20 protein-coding genes are annotated in these 21,535 nt (G+C 72.8%); 14 read left to right on the forward strand and 6 right to left on the reverse strand.

What is annotated here, in order from left to right; translation table 11 throughout:
* The first annotated feature begins 106 nt into the window (after window positions 1-106).
* From IE97_RS0131110 to IE97_RS0131145, 8 genes are all read left to right on the forward strand, one after another.
* A complete protein-coding gene (locus IE97_RS0131110) occupies window positions 107-2,155 on the forward strand; it encodes a tetratricopeptide repeat protein (RefSeq protein WP_030247812.1) in 2,049 nt (682 codons plus the stop codon).
* A 172-nt stretch (window positions 2,156-2,327) separates the two neighbouring features.
* On the forward strand, window positions 2,328-3,452 hold the full coding sequence (ald, locus tag IE97_RS0131115) for an alanine dehydrogenase (protein WP_030247813.1): 1,125 nt from the start codon (window positions 2,328-2,330) through the stop codon (window positions 3,450-3,452).
* Between the two features lie 423 nt (window positions 3,453-3,875).
* Complete coding sequence (locus tag IE97_RS0131120) at window positions 3,876-5,003, forward strand: ParA family protein (protein ID WP_078603438.1); 1,128 nt, start codon at window positions 3,876-3,878, stop codon at window positions 5,001-5,003.
* The gene (locus IE97_RS0131125) at window positions 4,988-5,581 is read left to right on the forward strand and encodes a hypothetical protein (RefSeq protein WP_030247818.1); all 594 of its coding nucleotides are present in this window, start codon (window positions 4,988-4,990) and stop codon (window positions 5,579-5,581) included. The genes IE97_RS0131120 and IE97_RS0131125 overlap by 16 nt, the downstream gene beginning before the upstream one ends.
* 396 nt (window positions 5,582-5,977) lie before the next feature.
* Window positions 5,978-6,955, forward strand: a complete 978-nt coding sequence (locus tag IE97_RS39645) for a segregation and condensation protein A (RefSeq protein WP_324608030.1) — start codon at window positions 5,978-5,980, stop codon at window positions 6,953-6,955.
* A complete protein-coding gene (gene scpB, locus IE97_RS0131135; protein ID WP_030247822.1) occupies window positions 6,952-7,638 on the forward strand; it encodes an SMC-Scp complex subunit ScpB in 687 nt (228 codons plus the stop codon). Before IE97_RS39645 ends, scpB begins: the two co-directional genes overlap by 4 nt.
* On the forward strand, window positions 7,638-8,699 hold the full coding sequence (locus tag IE97_RS0131140; protein WP_030247824.1) for a pseudouridine synthase: 1,062 nt from the start codon (window positions 7,638-7,640) through the stop codon (window positions 8,697-8,699). Before scpB ends, IE97_RS0131140 begins: the two co-directional genes overlap by 1 nt.
* A 73-nt stretch (window positions 8,700-8,772) precedes the next feature.
* Complete coding sequence (locus IE97_RS0131145; protein WP_030247826.1) at window positions 8,773-9,792, forward strand: ADP-ribosylglycohydrolase family protein; 1,020 nt, start codon at window positions 8,773-8,775, stop codon at window positions 9,790-9,792.
* Here the strand turns inward: IE97_RS0131145 and IE97_RS0131150 are convergent, their stop codons facing one another.
* On the reverse strand, window positions 9,793-10,239 hold the full coding sequence (locus IE97_RS0131150) for a Rieske (2Fe-2S) protein (RefSeq protein WP_030247829.1): 447 nt from the start codon (window positions 10,237-10,239) through the stop codon (window positions 9,793-9,795).
* A gap of 181 nt (window positions 10,240-10,420) precedes the next feature.
* Here IE97_RS0131150 and aroH point away from each other — a divergent pair, with 181 nt between their 5' ends.
* The 5 genes from aroH to der all read left to right on the forward strand — a co-directional run bounded on the left by aroH (window position 10,421) and on the right by der (window position 14,888).
* Window positions 10,421-10,783: a chorismate mutase gene (gene aroH, locus IE97_RS0131155; RefSeq protein ID WP_030247831.1), complete on the forward strand. Its 363-nt coding sequence runs from the start codon at window positions 10,421-10,423 to the stop codon at window positions 10,781-10,783.
* Window positions 10,780-11,865, forward strand: a complete 1,086-nt coding sequence (locus IE97_RS0131160; protein WP_030247832.1) for a prephenate dehydrogenase — start codon at window positions 10,780-10,782, stop codon at window positions 11,863-11,865. Before aroH ends, IE97_RS0131160 begins: the two co-directional genes overlap by 4 nt.
* 124 nt (window positions 11,866-11,989) lie before the next feature.
* Window positions 11,990-12,670, forward strand: a complete 681-nt coding sequence (gene cmk, locus IE97_RS0131165) for a (d)CMP kinase (RefSeq protein ID WP_030247834.1) — start codon at window positions 11,990-11,992, stop codon at window positions 12,668-12,670.
* Window positions 12,628-13,311: a lysophospholipid acyltransferase family protein gene (locus IE97_RS0131170; protein ID WP_078603439.1), complete on the forward strand. Its 684-nt coding sequence runs from the start codon at window positions 12,628-12,630 to the stop codon at window positions 13,309-13,311. The genes cmk and IE97_RS0131170 overlap by 43 nt, the downstream gene beginning before the upstream one ends.
* 80 nt (window positions 13,312-13,391) lie before the next feature.
* On the forward strand, window positions 13,392-14,888 hold the full coding sequence (gene der, locus IE97_RS0131175; RefSeq protein WP_030247839.1) for a ribosome biogenesis GTPase Der: 1,497 nt from the start codon (window positions 13,392-13,394) through the stop codon (window positions 14,886-14,888).
* Between the two features lie 69 nt (window positions 14,889-14,957).
* Here der and IE97_RS0131180 read toward each other — a convergent pair whose 3' ends face one another.
* Window positions 14,958-15,344 (reverse strand): hypothetical protein, encoded by a 387-nt coding sequence (locus IE97_RS0131180; protein WP_030247841.1) that lies wholly within the window; start codon window positions 15,342-15,344, stop codon window positions 14,958-14,960.
* 85 nt (window positions 15,345-15,429) lie between these two features.
* A complete protein-coding gene (locus tag IE97_RS0131185) occupies window positions 15,430-16,230 on the reverse strand; it encodes a hypothetical protein (RefSeq protein ID WP_030247842.1) in 801 nt (266 codons plus the stop codon).
* 544 nt (window positions 16,231-16,774) lie between these two features.
* Here IE97_RS0131185 and IE97_RS0131190 point away from each other — a divergent pair.
* Window positions 16,775-17,407 carry a transglycosylase family protein gene (locus tag IE97_RS0131190; RefSeq protein WP_030247843.1) on the forward strand — a complete coding sequence of 211 codons (633 nt, stop codon included), beginning with the start codon at window positions 16,775-16,777 and terminating at the stop codon, window positions 17,405-17,407.
* A 68-nt stretch (window positions 17,408-17,475) separates the two neighbouring features.
* Here the strand turns inward: IE97_RS0131190 and IE97_RS0131195 are convergent, their stop codons facing one another.
* Genes IE97_RS0131195 through IE97_RS0131205 form a run of 3 tightly spaced genes read right to left on the reverse strand, consistent with a single transcriptional unit; the run spans window position 17,476 to window position 21,524 of the window.
* On the reverse strand, window positions 17,476-18,117 hold the full coding sequence (locus IE97_RS0131195; RefSeq protein ID WP_030247845.1) for an ABC transporter ATP-binding protein: 642 nt from the start codon (window positions 18,115-18,117) through the stop codon (window positions 17,476-17,478).
* Window positions 18,114-21,038, reverse strand: coding sequence for a branched-chain amino acid ABC transporter permease/ATP-binding protein (locus IE97_RS0131200; protein WP_030247847.1), 2,925 nt, complete (start codon window positions 21,036-21,038; stop codon window positions 18,114-18,116). The genes IE97_RS0131195 and IE97_RS0131200 overlap by 4 nt, the downstream gene beginning before the upstream one ends.
* Window positions 21,039-21,047: 9 nt before the next feature.
* The gene (locus tag IE97_RS0131205; RefSeq protein ID WP_030247849.1) at window positions 21,048-21,524 is read right to left on the reverse strand and encodes a hypothetical protein; all 477 of its coding nucleotides are present in this window, start codon (window positions 21,522-21,524) and stop codon (window positions 21,048-21,050) included.
* Between the last annotated feature and the right edge of the window lie 11 nt (window positions 21,525-21,535).

Below are 21,535 nucleotides of genomic sequence, written 5' to 3' on the forward strand. Positions count from 1 at the left end.
CCCGCCGTGCTCCTCCGGGAACGTTGCAGAGCGTGAACTAGGCTCTGAGCACGCCCGTACCGGAGTCCCGGCGGGCTCGCAGGTGCGGTGGACGGGAGTGTGGCCCGTGACGGATCAGGTCGTGGAGACAGGCGACGTGCGGCTGACCGGGCACGCATCCGGGGACCGTCGATTCCTCGGCCGCACGCGGGAGTTGAAGGAACTGTGCGCCGACATCGAGCGCGCCGGACTGGACACCCTGGCAGGTCGCAAGCCCCCACGCGCGCGGGTGCTGCTCATCGCCGGCCGGCCCGGCTCCGGCCGCACCGCACTCGCCGAGGAACTCGCTCGGCAGGTCGCCGACCGCTACCCGGACGGCCTCCTGCGCGCCCGCCTGACCGACCCCGACGGCACCCCCGTGCCCGTCGAGCGGACCGCCCGGGACCTGCTCGCCGCCCTGGACGAGGACGCCCCGGCCGGAGCCGGCGAAGACGACCTCACCGACGCCCTGCGCACCGCCCTGGCCGACCGCCGGGCCCTGCTCCTGCTGGACGACGCGGCCGACGCCGAGCAGGTCGACGCACTCCTGCCCGACTCCCCGGACTGCCTGGTCGTCGCGGTCTCCATGGGCCCGCTGACCGGCATCCCGGACGTCCGCCCCTGCACGCTGGGCGGCCTGGACGCCAAGTCCGGGGTGGAGCTGCTGTCCCGGCACACCGGCTCGGTCCGCATCACCGTCGACCCCCGGGCCGCCGAGGGTCTCGCCGAGGAGTGCCAGGGACAGCCGGCCGCGCTGATGCTGGCGGGCGGCTGGCTCGCCGCCCGCCCCAAGGCGGCCGTCTCCGATCTCGCCAAGCAACTGCGCGCCGAGGACGACGAGGGCACGGCGCTGAGCCGGATCTTCCGCCTCGCCTACGCCGCCCTGCCCGCTACCGCCGCCCGGGTGCTGCGCCTGCTCGCCCTCGCCCCGGCCGGGCTCGTCGACCCGCAGACCGCCTCCGCGCTGGCCGGCTGCTCGGTCGGCAGCGCCCGTACCCTGCTGGACGACTTCGTCGCGCTGGGCTTCCTGCACGCGGTGGACTCACCGCTGCCGCAGTACGAGGTGCCCGGCTGTCTGCATCCCCTGCTCCGCGTCCTCCTCGAGCACCACGAGCGCCGGGCCGAGCGGCGGCTGGCCGGCGCCCGCATGCTGGAGCGGACCGTGCGGCTGCTCCAGTCCTGCCGGGCGATCACCGAGACCGACAGCCCCCAGGCCCGCCAGAAACTGCTCGACATGCCGCGCGCCCTGCGCTTCCCCACCCCGCGGGCGGCTGCCGAGTGGCTGCGCCTGACCCGGCCCGCCCTGCTGGCCTCGGCCCGGCTCGCGGTCGCCGACGGGGAGCTGGACACCCTGGCACGGCGGCTGATGTCCCAGCTGGTGCGGGCGTTGGTGGCACACGTCGGCACCCGGGCGGCGGCGCCGGACCTGTACGTCATCCATAACCTGGTCCTCGACGTGGCCGAGCGCCGGAACCTGCCCCGCGAGCGGGCCGCCGCCCTGCTCAACCTTGGCGACCTCGACGCCCGGACCGGCCGCACGGCCGACGCGCTGGTGCGCTACCGGGCCGCGCTGGACGCCGGACGCGAGGTGGACGACCCGTACGCGACCGGGCGGGCGATGGAATCCGTAGGTGGCGCGCACCTGGAACTCGGCGACTTCGACCGGGCCGCCGACTGGTTCGGCCGGGCCCTCACCGAGCGGCTCGCCCGGGGCGAGCGGGCGGACGCCGCCCGGCTGTACGGGCGGATCGCCGAAGCCCACACCTACGCCGGCCGCTACGGCGAGGCCCTGCGTAACTGGCGCTCGGCGATCGCCGGGCACCGCAAGCTCGGCGACGTGGCCGCCCAGGCGCGGGCCATGAGCGAGCTGGCGCGGGTCCAGGAGTACGCGGGCCGGCCAGAGGAGTCGCTGCGCAGCTGCCGGGAGGCCGTGGAGTGGGCGCGACGGGCCGAGGACACGCGGTTGCAGGCCGCGCTGCACCTGCGGGTCGCCGACACCCTCGAGCACCTCGGCGACCCCGCGTCGGCAGGGCTGCACCGGGGGGCCGCCGAGCGGCTGCTCGGGGAGCAGCAGGACGACGCCGAGGACCCCGAGGAAGCCCAGGTAGCCGAGCCCAAACCTGAAACCTCGCCCTGACGCCTGCGAAATCCGCAGTACATCCGCTGAAGATTGATGTAATGAAAGGCTAGACAGCGGGAACACCTTCATTAGACTGGCTCTGCCGCTCGTTCTTCTGCGGTCTCTCCCGGTGTGCCCGTGCGTGCCCGGGTATGTCTAGTAATGCCCCATACCCTCTGAGTCAAGGACCGTGATCGACGTGAAGGTCGGCATTCCCCGCGAGGTCAAGAACAACGAGTTCCGGGTGGCCATCACCCCCGCCGGCGTGCACGAGCTGGTGCGTCATGGCCACCAGGTCGTCATCGAGCGCGGCGCCGGCGTCGGCTCCTCGATCCTGGACGACGAGTACGTCACGGCCGGCGCGCAGATCCTGGAGACCGCCGACGAGGTGTGGGCCGCCGCCGACCTGCTGCTGAAGGTCAAGGAGCCCATCGCCGAGGAGTACCACCGCCTCCGCAAGGACCAGACGCTCTTCACCTACCTGCACCTGGCCGCCTCCAAGGAGTGCACGGACGCCCTCCTGCAGTCCGGCACCACGGCGATCGCCTACGAGACGGTCGAGCTGCCCAGCCGAGCGCTGCCGCTGCTCGCGCCGATGTCCGAGGTGGCGGGCCGGCTCGCCCCGCAGGTCGGCGCCTACCACCTGATGCGCGCCAACGGCGGCCGGGGCGTGCTGCCCGGCGGCGTCCCCGGCGTGCCGGCCGGTCGCGCCGTCGTCATCGGCGGCGGTGTCTCCGGCTGGCAGGCGGCGCAGATCGCCATCGGCCTGGGCTTCCACGTGACCCTGCTCGACAAGGACGTCAACAAGCTCCGCGAGGCGGACAAGATCTTCGGTACGAAGATCCAGACCGTGGTCTCCAACGCCCTGGAACTGGAGAAGGCCTGCCTGGAGGCCGACCTCGTCGTCGGCGCGGTGCTGGTCCCCGGAGCCAAGGCCCCGAAGCTGGTCACCAACGAGCTCGTCTCCCGGATGAAGCCCGGAAGTGTCCTTGTCGACATCGCGATCGACCAGGGCGGCTGCTTCGAGGACTCCCGTCCGACCACCCACGCCGAGCCGACCTTCCAGGTCCACAACTCGGTCTTCTACTGCGTCGCCAACATGCCCGGCGCGGTGCCCAACACCTCCACCTACGCGCTGACCAACGCCACGCTGCCCTACATCGTGGAGCTGGCCAACCATGGCTGGGCGGAGGCGCTGCGCCGCGACCCGGCGCTGGCCAAGGGCCTCAACACCCATGACGGCAAGGTCGTTTACCGCGAGGTCGCCGAGGCGCACGGCGTGGAGCATGTGGAGCTGTCCTCGCTCCTCGGCTGAGTGGCGTCGGCCGAGCCGGGGCCGGTAAGTCAACGAAGTCACCAACCCGCAAAGGCGATACGTCAACACTGCTCGTCAACGCAGCGCGTCCGGCCGGACCTTGCCCGCAAGGTCCGGCCGGATGTGTGTATGGTCACTTCGCGATTCTCGGGCAACTCGCCTCGAACGTAACCCTTCAACCGATTCGCACACCGGTGAAACCTGCCGTGCGACGGCCGTACGCCCTTGACAGCGGGATGTTTCATTGCCGACACATCGGGCCGGGTCCGGCGGATTGTGTTGCTGCGGACGCCCGACACGCCATAGAGTCGCCAACCGTCGGCATGGTGCCACGCTGACCTGTCTAGAAGTTTCCTGGTCACCAAGGAGGTAAGACGACTTGTGAATGAGTCGACATTTACTCCCGGGGGTGGTCAACCAGGAATGCCTGCACGGGACCAGGGTCCCGCGGGGTTCGCTGCTGTCGGCTCCGTCGCTGTGCGCACCTTCGCAGCCCACCAGAGTCAGCAGGCGACTCACACTGCACACCAGAAGATGGATGGCCATCACGTGAACGCCATGGCCGGCGACGGAAGTGGCGCGCCCCACAACCACTTCGCCGACTACGACGACCTGCCCGAGGGGCACTTCTACGACCCCGACGCCGAGTACGAGCCCGACCCCGAGTACGCGGCCACTCTCGCGCCCGACGCGGCCAGACAGCGACGGGAGCGCATCGGCCCGACCGGGCGCCCGCTGCCGTACTTCCCGATCCCGGGCCCGCTGGGCGACCACGGACCCGCGAAGATCATCGCGATGTGCAACCAGAAGGGCGGCGTCGGCAAGACGACGTCGACCATCAACCTGGGCGCCGCGCTCGCGGAGTACGGACGCCGGGTCCTGCTCGTGGACTTCGACCCGCAGGGCGCGCTGTCGGTCGGACTCGGCGTCAACCCGATGGAACTCGACCTCACCGTCTACAACCTGCTCATGGAGCGGGGGATGGCGGCCGACGAGGTGCTGCTGAAGACGGCGGTCCCCAACATGGACCTGCTGCCCAGCAACATCGACCTGTCGGCGGCCGAGGTCCAGCTGGTCTCCGAGGTCGCCCGCGAGTCGACCCTGCAACGCGCCCTGAAGCCGCTGCTGGACGACTACGACTTCATCGTCATCGACTGCCAGCCCTCGCTGGGCCTGCTCACGGTCAACGCCCTGACGGCCGCGCACAAGGTGATCGTGCCGCTGGAGTGCGAGTTCTTCGCCCTCCGTGGTGTGGCGCTGCTGACCGAGACCATCGAGAAGGTCCAGGAACGGCTCAACCCGGAGCTGGAGCTCGACGGGATCCTGGCCACGATGTACGACTCGCGCACCGTGCACAGCCGCGAGGTGCTCGCTCGTGTCGTCGAGGCGTTCGACGACCACGTCTACCACACGGTCATCGGGCGCACGGTCCGCTTCCCGGAGACCACGGTCGCCGGTGAGCCGATCACCACCTACGCCTCCAACTCCGTCGGTGCCGCCGCCTACCGCCAGCTCGCCAGGGAGGTGCTCGCCCGGTGTCACGCCGAGTGAGTCTGCCGGGGGCCGACGAACTCTTCCGTACGACAGGGGGGATGGGGCTGCAGTCGTCCACGCCCAGGCGTCAGGCCAATGGCGACGCCCGGGTGCCCGCTCCGGCGGCGGAGGGCGACGCGGCGGCAACGGCCGCCGAGGACGTGCCGCAGTCGGTGCCGGCGCAGGGCGGTGACGGCGAGGGCGCGGAGCACGTCGCGGCGGACGCGGATCCGGCCGAGGCCGGGGAGTCCCGCAGCCGGGCGGCTGCCGCGGAGCGTTCCGGTACCGCTCGTCGGCAGGCGGCGCAGGAGGGTTCTGCCGCCGGTGCCGGAGCGGCTGCCGCGGCGCCGCGCAAGCGCGGGCGGGCGGCCTCGCGCCGCCCCAGCGGTCGCGAGCGGCACGACGAGAAGATCACCGTGTACGTGTCGGCCGAGGAGCTCATGGACCTGGAGCACGCCCGTCTCGTGCTCCGCGGCGAGCACGGCCTCGCCGTCGACCGCGGCCGCATCGTCCGCGAGGCGGTCGCCGTGGTCCTCGCCGACCTGGAGACCCGCGGAGAAGCCAGCATCCTCGTACGACGGCTGCGCGGGCGGTAGCGATAACCTGCGGGGGCCATGACCTCGAACGCCACCCCGCCACCCGCCGGCCGCCGCCGCACGCTGGGGCGTGGTCCGGGCGTTCCCCGGGCCGAACCGGTAACGGGCCCGGCGGCTGAGCCTGCCGGGGGTGTCCCGGCGGAGACGGGGCCCGTGGCTTCACCGACGGAGCCGACGGCGTCGGCAGAAGCGGCGGAGGCGCCGGAACCGGTCCGGTCGGGCATGTCACCCATGGAGACGGTGGCCGGTTCGGCTGCCGTGGAGGACGGGGCCGCCGGCTCGGAAGCGGCGCCCCGGGCAAGGCCCGGGGCGGCGGGGCCGCATCGTGAGGGCGACCTCACGGCGGCGGGGTCCGCGTCGCCCGGCGCCGGGGTCGAGTACGGGAGCGCTGCCGCGCTGGAGGGCGCAGGGCTAGCCGGTGAGGGGGGTCCGCCGGCGATCGGTCCTCTGCGAACTGAGGGCGGGACGCTTGCCTCCGGGTCCGTGACCGAGCAAGTGGCGACCGTTCCGGAGGCAGAGGCAGAGGCAGAGGCAGAGGCAGAAGCCGACGCCGGCGGCGCCGACGACGGGGTCTTCAAGGTCCGGCTCGCGAACTTCGAAGGCCCCTTCGATCTGCTGCTCCAGTTGATCTCCAAGCACAAACTGGACGTCACCGAGGTCGCGCTGTCGAAGGTGACCGACGAGTTCATGGCGTACATCCGGGCGATGGGGCCGGACTGGGACCTGGACGAGACGACCGAGTTCCTCGTCGTCGCGGCGACGCTGCTGGATCTGAAGGCCGCACGGCTGCTGCCCGCCGCCGAGGTGGAGGACGAGGCAGACCTCGCGCTGCTCGAAGCCCGGGACCTGCTGTTCGCCCGGCTGCTCCAGTACCGGGCGTACAAGCAGATCGCCGACATCTTCAACGCGCGGCTCGACGACGAGGCCCGGCGCTACCCCCGCACCGTCGGGCTCGAGCCCCAGCACGCCGAGCTGCTGCCCGAGGTCGTCATCAGCATCGGCGCGGAGGGGTTCGCCAAACTCGCCGTGAAGGCGATGCAGCCGAAGCCCAAGCCGCAGGTGTACGTCGACCACATCCACGCCCCGCTGGTCAGCGTGCAGGAGCAGGCGCAGATCGTGATCGCGCGGCTGAGGGAACTCGGCGAGGCCAGCTTCCGGAAGCTCGTCGAGGACACCGACGACACGCTCACGGTCGTGGCCCGCTTCCTCGCACTGCTGGAGCTGTACCGCGAGAAGGCCGTGGCGCTCGAGCAGGAGGCCGCGCTCGGGGACCTGCTCGTGCGGTGGACCGGCAGCGACGGGGACGACACCCCGGCCGTCACCGACGAGTTCGACCGGCCGCCCGAGCCGCCGAAGGAGGAGAAGAAGCCGTGAGTGAGGACACCAGGGAGCTTCCGGCCGGGCTGCGTGATGTCGCCGGCCTGGACCTCAAGCCCGCTCTGGAGGCGGTCCTCATGGTCGTGGACGAACCCGCGACCGAGGAACACCTCGCGAAGATACTGGAGCGGCCGAGACGCCAGATCGCGGACGCCCTGCGCGAGCTGGCCGACGAGTACACCGTCCAGCGGCGCGGCTTCGAGCTGCGGTTCGTCGCGAACGGCTGGCGGTTCTACACCCGGGCGGAGTTCGCGCCCGCCGTCGAGCGTTTCGTGCTGGACGGCCAGCAGGCCCGCCTCACCCAGGCCGCCCTGGAGACCCTGGCCGTCGTCGCGTACCGGCAGCCGGTCAGCCGCAGCCGGGTCTCGGCGGTGCGCGGAGTGAACTGCGACGGCGTCATGCGCACCCTCCTGCAGCGGGGTCTGATCGAGGAGGCGGGCACGGAACCCGAAACAGGTGCGATCCTGTACGTGACGACGAACTACTTCCTGGAGCGGATGGGCCTGCGTGGCCTGGACGAGCTCCCGGAGCTCGCGCCCTTCCTCCCGGAGGCGGAGGCGATCGAGGCCGAGACCCAGGAGGGCGTACCGTCGTTCGACCCGGACGCGCCTGACGACGATGTGCCGGGCCGCCCGGTCACCCCGGGTACCGACGACGAAGACGACCAGACGGAACTTTGATGCGAAGCAGCGGCAGCGGCAAGAGCGGCGGACGCGGTAACCACCGCGGCGCCGGCAACAACAGGGACCAGAAGCAGGGGCAGGGCCGCCCCCGCAAGCCCCGCCCCGAGGAGCGCCGCTACGACGTGGGCCCCGGGGCGACGAAGGACGGCCCCAAGGCCGGGCGCGGCGGCGCCGCGCGCGGTGGCGCCAAGGGCGGGCCCAAGCAGCCCCGGAAGCAGGGGCGTACGGCCCCGGCGCGTCCGCGTGAGTACGAGGCGCAGGTCGAGGAGCGCAACCGCGACCGGTACGCCGGGAAGAAGGAGGTCAAGCTCCCGAAGACCTTCCCCGGCGCCGAGCAGGAGGGCGAGCGGCTGCAGAAGGTCCTCGCGCGCGCGGGCTTCGGCTCCCGGCGTGCCTGCGAGGAGCTGATCGAGGAGGCCCGGGTCGAGGTCAACGGCGAGATCGTCCTGGAGCAGGGGCGGCGCGTCGACCCCGAGAAGGACGAGATCAAGGTCGACGGGCTGACCGTCGCCACCCAGAGCTATCAGTTCTTCGCGCTGAACAAGCCCGCCGGTGTCGTGTCGACCATGGAGGACCCGGAGGGCCGGCAGTGCCTCGGTGACTACGTCACCAACCGCGAGACCCGGCTCTTCCACGTCGGCCGGCTCGACACCGAGACCGAGGGCGTCATCCTGCTCACCAACCACGGCGAGCTGGCGCACCGGCTGACCCACCCCAAGTACGGGGTCAAGAAGACCTACCTCGCGCACATCGTCGGCCCCATCCCGCGCGACCTGGGCAAGCAGCTCAAGGACGGCATCCAGCTGGAGGACGGCTACGCCCGCGCGGACCACTTCCGGGTCGTCCAGCAGACCGGCAAGAACTACCTCGTCGAGGTCACCCTGCACGAGGGCCGCAAGCACATCGTGCGCCGCATGCTGGCGGAGGCCGGCTTCCCGGTCGACAAGCTGGTGCGGGTCGCCTTCGGGCCGATCACCCTGGGCGACCAGAAGTCGGGCTGGCTGCGGCGGCTGTCCAACACCGAGGTGGGCATGCTGATGCAGGAAGTCGATCTCTAGGCTTACGCGGACACGCCGCATGCCGTAAGTTCCCCGCTCCCTCGGGAGGAGCGGGGACGGAAGGACTTCTGACATGGCCACGCTCGTCCACAAGCAAGCCGCCACAGGAGCGCTCACCGGCCTCGCGCTGGGGGACGCGTTGGGGTATCCGACCGAGTTCAACGACGTGGCGACGATCCTCGCCCACCACGGGCCGTGGCGGGAGCTTCCGCTGGCGAAGCACGCCTACGTCTCCGACGACACGCAGATGACGCTGGCGCTGGGCCGGGCCGTGCGGACGGCGATGGACCGGGGGCTGCTCACCCCGGCGGGGCTCCTGGGCCCCCTGCGTGGGGAGTTCGTGGACTGGTACCGGTCGCCGGAGAACAACCGGGCCCCGGGGCGTACCTGCCTGACGGCCTGCTCGCTGCTGAAGGACGAGTCCCGCCCCTGGCAGGACGCCAGCCAGATCCACTCCAAGGGCTGCGGCGCCAACATGCGCGTCGCTCCGCTCGGCCTGATCCAGGGCCTGAGTGACGAACAGCGCGCGGGCGCCGCCCAGTTGCAGTCCGCCCTCACCCATGGACACCCCACCGCGCTCGCCGCGTCCGACCTCACCGCTCACGCCGTACGGCTGCTCGCGCAGGGCGCCGAGCCCGCCGGGCTGACAGGACTGCTGCGTTCGTACGCCGTGGAGAACCGCAGCCACTACCACGAGCGCTGGCTGGGCGACCTGTGGCGCCGGGCCGAGGACCGGGGCCCCGAGCAGTTCATCGCGCGCGGCTGGGACGAGTGCCTGGCGATCCTCGACCGGCTCGAGCACGCCGTGCGCACCGTCTCGCCCGAGGACGACCCGTGCCTGGCCACCGGGGAGGGCTGGATCGCCGAGGAGGCCCTGGCGACCGGGCTGCTGTGCTTCCTGCTCTTCCCCGACGAACCGGTGACGGCCCTGCGCCGTGCCGCCTGCACAGCCGGCGACTCGGACTCGATCGCCTGCCTGACGGGCGCGTTCGCGGGCGCGTACCTGGGCGCGAAGGCCTGGCCGGCCGAGTGGTCCGACCGGATCGAGTACCGGAGCGATCTGCTGACCCTCGGAGCGCTCTGGGACGCCTGATCAGGCGTTCGTCAGCCGGACCGAGTCGCCCTCCACGGTGATCTGCTCGGCGGGCAGTGGCCGGGTCGCCGGGCCGTGCGCCACCGATCCGTCGGCGATCCGGAACCTGCTGCCGTGGCAGGGGCAGTTGATCGTGCCGTCGGAGACGGAGCCCACCGTGCAGCGCTGGTGGGTGCAGATCGCCGAGAAGGCCTTGAACCGGCCCTGCTCCGGCTGGGTCACCACGACCTCCTCCTCCTTGAAGATCTTGCCGCCGCCGACCGGGATCTCGTCGGTGGAGGCCAGCTCCCGGCCGGCCGGGGCGCTGGTCGCGTCCTGGCCGGTGGGAGAGCTCGTCGCCGTCGAGCCGTTGCCGTCGCCGCCCCCGCCACAGGCGGCGACGAGCGCCGCCGCGCCCGTCGCGCCCGTCGCGAGGAGAACCGTGCGGCGAGTGGTCTCGTAGGTCATGTCGTCACTCCGAAGGCGCTGAAGAACGGGCAAACCGGATATGTCCACATTGTGAGTTTGAAAATACCCTTGGAACGGCAATCCCGGTGTCTCATCGGGTGGGCGTCGCGCACCCCCGCCCCGGGGGCTGACTAGGCTGGACGGACGTAGAGCGACACGCACGTCAGCAAGGAGCATCGCCGTGGCGGTACGAGCGGTCCGGGGCGCCGTCCAACTGGAACGGGACGAGGCCGGGCACATGGACGAGCAGGTCGGAGCCCTGCTCACGGCCATCCTGGAGCGCAACGAGCTCACCGCCGACGACCTGATCAGCATCTGGTTCACGGCGACGCCCGACCTGCACAGCGATTTCCCGGCGGCCGCCGCCCGCAAGCTCGGCATCGTGGACGTCCCGCTGATCTGTGCCCAGGAGCTGGACATCGAGGGGGCCATGCCGCGCGTCGTCCGGGTCCTCGCGCACATCGAGTCGGACAAGGCACGTGCCGACATCTCGCACGTCTACCTCGGCGCCGCCGCCGCCCTGCGCAAGGACATCGCCCAGTGAGGACCGCTCTCGTCATCGGCACCGGGCTCATCGGCACGTCCGCCGCCCTCGCCCTGTCCCAGCGGGGCGTCACCGTGCACCTCGCCGACCCGGACCCGGAGCAGGCCCGTACGGCGACCGCGCTCGGCGCCGGCACGGACGAGGCGCCGGACGGGCCCGTCGACCTCGCCATCGTCGCCGCCCCGCCCGCACATGTCGCCGACGTGCTCGCCGACGCCCTGCGCCGGGGTGTGGCACGCGGCTACCTGGACGTCGCCAGCGTCAAGGGCGGACCGCGCCGCGAGCTGGAGGCGCGTGGCCTCGACCTCACGGCGTACATCGGCACCCACCCCATGTCGGGCCGCGAGAAGTCGGGCCCGCTGGCCGCGACCGGAGATCTCTTCGAGGGCCGCCCCTGGGTGCTGACCCCGACCCGGGACACCGACACCGAGGTGCTCAACCTCGCCCTGGAGCTGGTCTCGCACTGCCGTGCCGTGCCGGTCGTGATGGACGCCGACGCCCATGACCGTGCCGTCGCCCTCGTCTCCCACATGCCGCACCTGGTGTCCAGCCTGGTCGCCGCGCGCCTGGAGCACGCCGAGGAGGCCGCCGTGCGGCTGTGCGGGCAGGGCATCCGGGACGTGACCCGGATCGCCGCATCCGACCCCCGGATGTGGATCGACATCCTCTCCGCGAACCCCGGTCCGGTCGCCGACCTGCTCACCGATGTCGCCGCCGACCTGGAGGAGACGGTGCGGGCCCTGCGCGCCCTCCAGTCCTCCGACGACCACAAGCGGCGTGAGGGCACCAGCGGCATCGAGGACGTCCTGCGGCGCGGCAACGCCGGACAGGTCCGCGTCCCCGGCAAGCACGGGTCCGCGCCGCGGGAGTACGAGGTCGTGGCCGTGCTCATCGACGACCAGCCGGGGCAGCTCGCCCGGATCTTCGCGGACGCCGGGATGGCCGGGGTCAACATCGAGGACGTGCGGATCGAGCACGCGACGGGACAGCAGGCCGGTCTGGTGCAGTTGATGGTGGAGCCGAAGGCCGCGGCCGTGCTGACCGCGGCGCTGCGGGAGCGGGGCTGGGCGATCCGCCAGTAGGTTGCGTGGTGCCGCGGGGCCGCCTCCGCCCGGGTGCGGCCGGACGAGTGACGCGAACCCAGTAACCTGGTGCGGGGCAGTCGCGCCCTCATCCCGCCGGCCCGGTTTCAGGAAGGTCCCCACTGTGGAAAGCGCCACGCCAGTGATTGTCGCCATCGACGGCCCGTCCGGCACGGGCAAGTCGAGCACCTCGAAGGCCGTGGCGGCGCAGCTCGGGCTGAGCTACCTGGACACCGGCGCCCAGTACCGGGCGATCACCTGGTGGATGGTGAACAACGGCATCGACATCGACGACCCGGCCGCGATCGCCGCCGCGGCCGGCAAGCCCGAGATCGTCTCGGGCACCGACCCGCAGGGTCCCACCATCTCCGTCGACGGCGTCGACGTGGCCGGTCCGATCCGCACCCAGGAGGTCACCTCCAAGGTCAGCGCGGTCAGCGCGGTGCCCGAGGTGCGTGCCCGGATCACCGAGCTGCAGCGCACCCTCGCCGCCTCCGCGGAGCACGGCATCGTGGTCGAGGGCCGTGACATCGGCACGACCGTGCTGCCGGACGCCGACCTGAAGATCTTCCTCACCGCCTCCCCGGAGGCCCGGGCCGCCCGCCGCAGCGGCGAGCTGAAGGGCGCCGACGTCCACAGCACCCGCGAGGCCCTGATCAAGCGGGACGCCGCCGACTCCAGCCGCAAGACCTCGCCGCTCGCCAAGGCGGATGACGCCGTCGAGGTGGACACCACCGAGCTCACGCTGTCCCAGGTCATCGAGTGTGTCGTCACCCTCGTCGAGGAGAAGCGGGCCGGGAAGTGAACCTCCCCTCGGAAAAGGGCGCCGAGGTCGGTCGGCGCATCGGCGTCGGCCTGATGTACGGGCTGTGGAAGCCGCGCGTGCTCGGCGCCTGGAAGGTGCCCGCGCACGGCCCGGTGATCCTCGCGGTCAACCACTCCCACAACATCGACGGCCCGATGGTCATGGGCGTGGCGCCCCGGCCGACGCACTTCCTGATCAAGAAGGAGGCGTTCGTCGGGCCGCTCGACCCCTTCCTGCTCGGCATCGGGCAGGTGAAGGTGGACCGCGACACCACCGACCGCACGGCGATCACCCAGGCGCTCGGCGTCCTGGAGAACGGCGGCGTGCTGGGCATCTTCCCGGAGGGCACCCGGGGCGAGGGCGACTTCGCCGCGCTGCGCGCCGGGCTCGCGTACTTCGCGGTGCGCAGCGGCGCCCCGATCGTGCCGGTCGCCGTGCTGGGAAGTTCCGACAAGCGCGGGCGGTTGATAAAGGGGCTGCCTCCGCTGCGGTCCCGCGTCGACGTCGTCTTCGGCGAGCCGTTCGAGGCGGGCGACGGCAGCGGGCGCCGGACACGCAAGGCGCTGGACGAGGCGACCGGGCGCATCCAGAAACAGCTCGCCGCCCACCTGGAAAACGCCAGGCGCTCCACCGGGCGCTAGGAAACACTGAGTAGTGGATCAGCCCGTGGCACAGCGGGTACTCCACCGACCACCACGATGAACGACGAGGTACGGACTTCATGAACGACCACATCCAGCCCGACGGCTCGGACGCCTCCGGGGGGGCCCACGAGCACGACCACGGGGCGCTCGGCGACGCCGAGTTCGCGGAGTTCATGGAGCTCGCCGCGGAGGAGGGCTTCGACCTCGAGGACGTCGAGGGCGCGATCGAGGCGGCCGGGCACGGCCCACTGCCCGTCCTCGCCGTGGTCGGACGCCCCAATGTCGGCAAGTCGACTCTGGTGAACCGCATCATCGGACGCCGTGAGGCCGTCGTCGAGGACAAGCCCGGGGTCACCCGCGACCGGGTGACCTACGAGGCGGAGTGGGCGGGCCGCCGCTTCAAGGTCGTCGACACCGGCGGCTGGGAACAGGACGTCCTCGGCATCGACGCCTCCGTCGCCGCCCAGGCCGAGTACGCCATCGACGCCGCCGACGCCGTCGTGTTCGTCGTCGACGCCAAGGTCGGCGCCACCGACACCGATGAGGCCGTCGTACGGCTGCTGCGCAAGGCCGGCAAGCCGGTCGTGCTGTGCGCCAACAAGGTGGACGGCCCGAGTGGCGAGGCCGACGCGGCGTACCTGTGGTCGCTGGGCCTGGGGGAGCCGTACCCGGTCTCCGCGCTGCACGGCCGTGGCACCGGCGACATGCTCGACCAGGTCCTGGAGGTGCTGCCGGAGGCGCCGCGCGAGACCTTCGGCGGGGGCGGCATCGGCGGACCGCGCCGGATCGCCCTGATCGGCCGTCCGAACGTCGGCAAGTCCTCGCTGCTGAACAAGGTGGCGAACGAGGAGCGCGTCGTCGTCAACGAGCTGGCCGGCACCACCCGTGACCCGGTCGACGAGCTGATCGAACTCGGTGGTGTCACCTGGAAGTTCGTCGACACGGCCGGTATCCGCAAGCGGGTCCACCTCCAGCAGGGCGCCGACTACTACGCCTCGCTGCGTACCGCGGCGGCGGTGGAGAAGGCGGAGGTGGCGGTCATCCTGATCGACGCGTCCGAGTCGATCTCCGTCCAGGACCAGCGCATCGTCACCATGGCCGTCGAGGCCGGCCGCGCGATCGTGCTCGCGTACAACAAGTGGGACACCCTCGACGAGGAGCGCCGCTACTACCTGGAGCGGGAGATCGAGACGGAGCTCGGCCAGGTGGCGTGGGCACCGCGGGTGAACGTCTCGGCGCGCACCGGCCGGCACATGGAGAAGCTGGTCCCGGCGATCGAGACGGCCCTGGCGGGCTGGGAGACCCGGGTCCCGACCGGCAGGCTGAACGCGTTCCTCGGTGAGCTGGTCGCCGCCCACCCGCACCCCGTCCGGGGCGGCAAGCAGCCGCGCATCCTGTTCGGCACCCAGGCGGGCACCAAGCCGCCGCGGTTCGTGCTGTTCGCCTCCGGCTTCATCGAGGCGGGCTACCGGCGCTTCATCGAGCGCCGCCTGCGCGAGGAGTTCGGCTTCGAGGGCACGCCGATCCACATCTCCGTGCGGGTGCGCGAGAAGCGCGGCGCGAAGAAGAAGTAGCGAGAACAAGGAGCGACACAGCGGAAGGGCGGCCCCGGCGGGGCCGCCCTTCCGCTGTCCGGTGCTCGCTCACACGTCGCCGCGCCGTCCCGGTGGCAGTGCGGCAGGCACGTGGTGCATGCCCGTGTCGTGCGGGCCGGTGCTCCCCATGCGGTGCCACTGCGCCTGCTGTCCGGCGGCGTGGCGGGCGCTCTGGGCTCCCGCGCTGTACGCGCTGTACGAGCTGTGCGCATGGTTGTAGGAGCCCGTGCTGTACGGGATGTTCCCGAAGGCGGTGAAGCCCAGCTTCTCCTCGCCGCTGCGGTCGCCGGGCAGCGCGCGGAAGGACTTGACGTACTCGGCGTAGAGAGCGTCGTAGATCGGCGTGGCCGATGGGCCGCCCTGGGTCTCCTGAGCAGACCGCGCGGAGGGGATCGGCGAGAAGGAGTGGCGGCGGGGAACGTCGTATGCGTGCACGTATGTCCAAACGACCCCGCGGGGCAAGGGATGCGGCCGGGGTGCGGCTTTCGCAGGGATACGGTCTGCGCGGGTGACGCTCCGCTCAGGTGCCGGCCAGCGGCAGCGCCGCCGCGACCAGCTGTCCGTTCGCCGCCGCCTTGTCCAGGGCGTCCCGCAGCAGGTCCTCGCGCGGCTGACGGCCGATCGAGCCGACAGGGGCGGCGAACATCAGCACCCGCTGGTGCTTGTTGGCGGCAGTGCGCCATCCGTCGGTCACCTGGAGCGGTTCGTGCGCCTGCCACCAGGCCACCGGCCGGCCGCCGTTCTGGCCCGGCTGGAGGACCGCGTGCAGCTGGCCCACGGCGAGCAGCACGGACCAGCCGTGCAGCACGGGCGGTACGGCGGACAGCTCGGTCAGGGGCATGAAGCCCTGCTCGATGAGGAGGGGCAGGAAGTCGTCGCCGCCGGCGCCGGTCGTGCCGGGCCGGGCGATGGGCGCGGTCGGTTCCACGACCAGGGCCGGGTGCAACTCCCCGCCGATCAGGACGAGCCCACTGGTCACACCGAGCACCGCCTGCTCGGGCGCCGTCGTGTCGGGCGCCGTCGCGTCGGGCTCCATGCCGACGGTGTCACCGGCGATGGACTTCACGGCACCCTGGAGCTGCTCCTCGGTGACCTGGACGACCTGCGAGGGCAGGCAGCCGGCGTGCGCGAAGGCGAGGACGGCGGTCTCGTCCCCGATGAACAGGACGGTGCTGGTGCGCTCCTGCTCGGAGTCGCCCGGGGTGCGGCAGGACGTGCAGTCGTAGCTGCCCGGGGCGGTCTCTCCGGCGAGCAGGCGGTCGGCTTCTTCGTCGCCGATCTCGGCGCGTACGTCGTCGCTGACGTCGAGCATGCGCGGCACGGGTGACTCCCTCGGGGATGCGGTGCGTGGCGAGGCCGGGTGGCTCCCGGCCCGTGGTCCGGGTGGGCCCCGGCTCATGAAGAAGACAACGGGTGATCTGTGGCGGGAGTCACGCCTTACGGCGAACGGAATCGAACCAACCACCGCGCAGGGTCACGCTCGGCGCGGAAGCGCGCACTCACGGTCAACTCTCTTGTTTGTAAAGGGTGTTGAGGCGGTGAAGTGGGTCACAGATCGTTCAGGTGGTGGGACGACAAATCCGGAAATCCGCGAATGAAGTGGGTGTCCGGAAATAGCCGTTACCAGAGGTATCGGCGAACTGGCCTGCCCTGACAGCGCACTGGTTGCTGTCGGCCCGTCACTTCCATACATTCCTCGGCCGTGTGCAACGAGCACCGCTCGAGTACGTCCGCCGGCCGCACGGTTCCCCGGAACCGCGCCCAGCACCACACCGGTGGACGGGGCGAGCGCCGCCCACCCGCCCCATGGCGTGGAGGGTGGCGTTCCGCCTTGGGGGACCTCGAGTGCTTCGAGAGGGAACTACATGTCCGAATGTGCCGATACCACTCGCGACAACGCTCGGAAGAACCAGGTTCGTACGACGGCGGTCCTCGTCGGGGCGGCACTGCTCGCGCCCCTCGGACTGCTGGCCGCGACCGGAAACGCCGCGGCGGCTGACAGCGGAGTGTGGGACCGCATCGCCCAGTGCGAGAGCGGCGGCAACTGGCACATCAACACCGGCAACGGCTACTACGGCGGACTCCAGTTCGCCGGCTCCACCTGGCGCGCCTACGGCGGCACGGCCTACGCGCCCACCGCCGACCAGGCGAGCAGGTCCCAGCAGATCGCCGTCGCCACCAAGGTCCAGCGCGCCCAGGGGTGGGGCGCCTGGCCCGTCTGCTCGGCACGCGCCGGGGCGAGCGGCAGCGCACCCGCCGCCGGCCCGGTCACCTCCACCAAGCCGGCTCCGGCGAAGCCCGCGAAGGCACCGGAACGTGCCACGGACCGCGCGGACCGCGGCTCCACCCGTGGCGACTACACCGTCCGCGAGGGCGACACGCTGAGCGGCATCGCCGCCCGGCACGGCACCACCTGGCAGCGCATCCACACCGCCAACAAGGCCGTCATCGGTGACGATCCCGACATGATCGTGCCCGGCCTGCGCCTCGCACTCTGAGCCGCTCCCCCCGCCGGGACACGGGCCCCGTCCGGTCGCCCGGCCGGACGGGGCCCGGACGTCCCCGTTCAGTCTCCGAGTTCGCTCGCCTCCCCGGCGAACACGACAGCCCCGCGGCGCAGTTCGTACACCAGGACCGGCCGGTCCCGCAGGGCGGACGGCAGCCGTTGCTCGGCGGCCACCACGCATGCGCCGAGCGAGCTCAGCAGCTCGTAGGTGCGCGCCGCGACCGGGGGTGACATGCCCTGGGCGGGCTCGTCGACGAGCACCACGCGCGCTTGTGACAGCAGGGCACGTGACAGGGCGAGCATGCGCTGCTCCCCGCCGGAGAGGGTGCCCGCGCGCCGCTCCAGCAGGGGCCGCAGCTGCGGGTAGGCGTCGAGGGCCGGGACGTGGTCCGGGGCGGCGAGGCCGAGGTTCTCCCGCACGGTGAGGGAGCCGAACACGGCCTGTCGCTCCGGCACCAGGCACAGGCCGCGCCGGGCCCGCTCGTACGCCGGCACCCGGGTCACGTCGGCGCCGTCCCACAGCACGGCGCCGCCCGACAGGGGCACGGTGCCCGCCAGTGCGCGCAGGGCGGTGCTGCGACCGGAGCCGTTGCGGCCCAGCAGGACGGTGAGGCCCGGACCGGGCGCGACGAGGGTGATGCCGTGCAGGGCCTCAAGGGGGCCGTAGCGCACGTGGGCGTGGCGCAAGGAGACGGTCGTCATGGGCCGGCCCCCGTTCCCAGGGCGTCCAGGACCCGCCCGGGCGGACCGGAGGCGACGATCCGCCCCGCGGTCATCACATGCACGATGTCGGCGAGGCCGGCTACCAGGTCCAGGTCGTGCTCGACGACGAGCAGGGCCGTACCGTCGGCCGCCAGGGCCTTCAGGACCCTGGCCAGGGCGGCCACTTCGGCGGTGTCCAGGCCGGCGGCGGGCTCGTCCAGCAGCAGCACACGCGGGGTGCCCGCGAGGACCCTGGCCAGTTCGACGCGGCGCAGCGTCCCCGTGGGCAGCCCCGCGGCGGGTACCGCCCGCACCGGCCCGTCCAGGCCGAGCAGCCTCAGCGTCCGCTCCACCGCCCCGGAGTCGGTCACCCGGCCCTGCTCGGCACCCACCCGGACGTTCTCCGCCACGGTCAGCGACGGGAAGACGGCCAGCTGCTGGAAGGTCCGCGCGACACCGAGCCGGGTGCGGGCGTGCGCGGGCAGTGCGGTGATGTCCCGTCCGTCCAGCCCGACGGTGCCACGCGCGGGCCGCAGAGTCCCCGCCAGACAGTGGAACAGGGTGCTCTTCCCGGCCCCGTTGGGTCCCACCACCGCGGTGATCTGCCCAGGGGCGAGGTCCAGGTCGACGCCGTCGAGGGCGGTGAAGCCGCCGTAGCGGACGTGGAGCCGTCGGGCGGTGAGGACGGGGGAGGGGGGCGTGGCCCGACCGGTGGACGGTGAGGGGGTCCGCGGGGGCGCTGCCGCTCGCCGCTGGTCCGCGCGGGGCTCGCTGGTCGCCTCACCCGATGCCGGCGTGCTGCCGGGGCGCGGCGTGTCAGGCGAGCGGGAGCGGCCCGCAGGCCCCGGGCCGTTCCCGGAAGCGCCCGGCCGGCCCGGGAACCCGCGCTCCGGTGCCCCTGGCGGCTGCTGGTCCGTGGCTTCGGGAGCCGCCCGCCCCTCTGCCGCCCTGCCGCGTTCGCGGTCTCCGGCGGGGCGTCCCACCGCCGCCGTCCCCTTGTCCTCCAGCGCCAGGCGGATCGGCGTCGCCCCCATGGGCACCGGCGCTGCCCGGGGCGTCCGGGGCCGCGCCGGGCGCAGCAGCCCGCGGGCTCGGTCGCCCGCCGCAGTCAGGGCCGGTGCGCGGCGCGGGCGCATGCGTTCCGTCGCGGTGCGCAGGGCCTCGTACGGGCCACCGGGGAAGCGCCCCACCAGGACCGCCAGGACACCGATCAGGGCCGCCGCCACTCCGCCGCGCGTACCCGCGTCCAGGCCGACCAGCAGCGCCGCGGCGGCCAGCGCGCCGAGGGTGCTGTCGGCGCCCAGCACCACGACCGCGGCGAACCACAGCAGACCGCGCACCGGGTCGTACGCGGCGGCGTCGAAGGCGCGCAGCCCCATGCCGAGCATGCCGCCGCCCAGCGCGGCGAGCGCGGCGCCCGCCACGAAGGCGAGCAGCTTGAGCGACGGCACCCGCACGCCCGCCGCCTGCGCCCCCGCCTCGTGATCGCGCATGGCCGCGAGAGCCCGGCCCGTCCGGCCCCGGCGCATCCCGTGTACCGCCAGCAGAGCGACGGCCAGCAGGAACAACTCCAGGAGGTAGTAGGCGCGGTCCCCGTCGAACCCGGCCGGGCGGCCCAGCGACAGTCCGGCCGTGGCGTAGGGCTGGGCGAAGACGAAGCGGCTCACCCCCACGCCGACGGCGAACGTCGCCAACGCCAGCGCCAGGCCCCGGCGGCCGATCGCCGGCCAGCCGGTGAGCAGCCCGAGCGGTGCCACCAGCACGACCGAAACGGCGAGGGCCGCCAGCTCCGGCATGACCGGCAGGCCCGGGAAGCGCCCTGCCGCCAGCAGCGCGGTGAACAGGGCGCCCAGGCCCGCGTACGCCGCCTGCCCCAGCGAGATCTGGCCGCCGCGGCCGGTGACCACCACCAGGGACAGCAGGATCACCGCCAGCGCCGGCACCTGGACCGAGGTGTGCAGATCCCGGCCGGCCAGGCCCAGCGGGAGCAGGAGCAGCACGCCCGCCACGATCCACACGCCCGGCGGTGCCGGTGCCCGGGTGGTGGCGGTGCGCGGCAGCGCGTCCCGGGCACCCACGCCCGGCAGCACCAGGGCCGCGACCAGCAGCGCGACGACGAACAGGTTCGTGCCGACCGCCCGGAGCAGCGGCTCGCCCCACCCGGACGGGTGCAGCCGCGTCAGCTGACTCTGCGCCACCCCGATGACCAGTGCCACCGCCACCGCGACCGGCAGGCTCCGCATCCGCGCGGCCACCGCGACCGCCACGACCTCCATCACGAGCAACGGCAGCCCGTACGGGTCGAGACGCACATACGGGGCCAGCAGCACCCCCGTCAGGCCCGCTGTGAACGAGCCGAACGCCCAGCCCGCCGCCGCGACCCGGTCCGCGTCGATGCCGCCCAGCACCGCGAGCTGCCGGTCGTCGACCACGGCCCGCAGCTCCCGCCCGAACCGGGTCCAGCGGACGATCGCCGCGACCCCGGCGGCCAGCACCAGCACCACCGCCAGCTGCCCCCACGGCTCGTCCGGCACCAGCTCCGGCGCGTCGTCCCGGGCCCCCTGCCCCCACAGCAGTGCCGCGCCGCCCACCAGCAGCACGAACACACCGATGGACGCGACCAGCGTCTGCGCGGGGTCGCCGCCGAGGACGGCGAGCGGCCGGAACACGAACCGTTCCAGGGCGACACCCAGCCCCGGCGCCAGCACCAGCAGCGTCACCGCGGCCGCCGGCCACAGCGGCCAGCCCCACTCGACCACGCACTGCCGCAGGGCGTACGCGCACACCATCGCGATCGCGCCGTGCGCGAAGTTCAGCACGCCGGTCGCGCGGTACGTGACGATCAGGCCGATGCCGGTCAGGGCCGCCGCGCTGCCGACCGACAGGCCGGCCAGGGTGAGGTCGTACGTGAGCGAGGACATCGGCCGGGCTCAGTCGGTCTCTTCGGCGGGCTCGCAGATCGGACAGGGTGCCAGCTTCCCGTCCGCCACCAGTCCGGAGTCCACCGGGACCGCCTCCGTCTTGCCCGCGACCAGCGGGCAGTCCGCCCGGTGCCACAGCGTGCCGCCCGGCACCATCAGCAGCTCGCCGCTGACCGCGAGGGGCGCGAGCGCAGCCTGCCCGCTCGCGTCCGCCTCGGCGGTTTCGGCCGCCACGAGGAGGCCGTACAGCTCCTCCACGCGTGCGGCGGCGACCGAGCTCCGCCCGTGGGCCAGCAGCACCGCCCCGGAGATGATCAACGCGGCGCCGGGGATCGTGCAGGAGGCGAGGTAGGGCAGCTGCCGTTCGGCGAAGCGCTCCCCGGAGACGCCGTACCAGCCGACGACGCACAGCACCGCGCCGGCGGCCAGCGCGGCCCAGCCGGCCCAGAGGACGGGATGCACGGTCCGCAGTCGGCTTGTCCGCATCGCTGCCTCCC

The sequence above is a fragment of the Streptomyces sp. NRRL S-455 genome (assembly GCF_000717875.1).
In the GTDB taxonomy this organism is placed as follows: Bacteria; Actinomycetota; Actinomycetes; order Streptomycetales; family Streptomycetaceae; genus Streptomyces.

Bases quoted from the DNA above. Each gene is read 5' to 3' on its own strand.
- IE97_RS0131120 (WP_078603438.1), top strand. From the start codon at position 3,876: ATGCCTGCACGGGACCAGGGTCCCGCGGGGTTCGCTGCTGTCGGCTCC.
- IE97_RS0131140 (WP_030247824.1), top strand. From the start codon at position 7,638: ATGCGAAGCAGCGGCAGCGGCAAGAGCGGCGGACGCGGTAACCACCGC.
- IE97_RS0131145 (WP_030247826.1), top strand. From the start codon at position 8,773: ATGGCCACGCTCGTCCACAAGCAAGCCGCCACAGGAGCGCTCACCGGC.
- IE97_RS0131150 (WP_030247829.1), bottom strand. From the start codon at position 10,239: ATGACCTACGAGACCACTCGCCGCACGGTTCTCCTCGCGACGGGCGCG.
- der (WP_030247839.1), top strand. From the start codon at position 13,392: ATGAACGACCACATCCAGCCCGACGGCTCGGACGCCTCCGGGGGGGCC.
- IE97_RS0131190 (WP_030247843.1), top strand. From the start codon at position 16,775: ATGTCCGAATGTGCCGATACCACTCGCGACAACGCTCGGAAGAACCAG.
- IE97_RS0131195 (WP_030247845.1), bottom strand. From the start codon at position 18,117: ATGACGACCGTCTCCTTGCGCCACGCCCACGTGCGCTACGGCCCCCTT.
- IE97_RS0131200 (WP_030247847.1), bottom strand. From the start codon at position 21,038: ATGTCCTCGCTCACGTACGACCTCACCCTGGCCGGCCTGTCGGTCGGC.
- IE97_RS0131205 (WP_030247849.1), bottom strand. From the start codon at position 21,524: ATGCGGACAAGCCGACTGCGGACCGTGCATCCCGTCCTCTGGGCCGGC.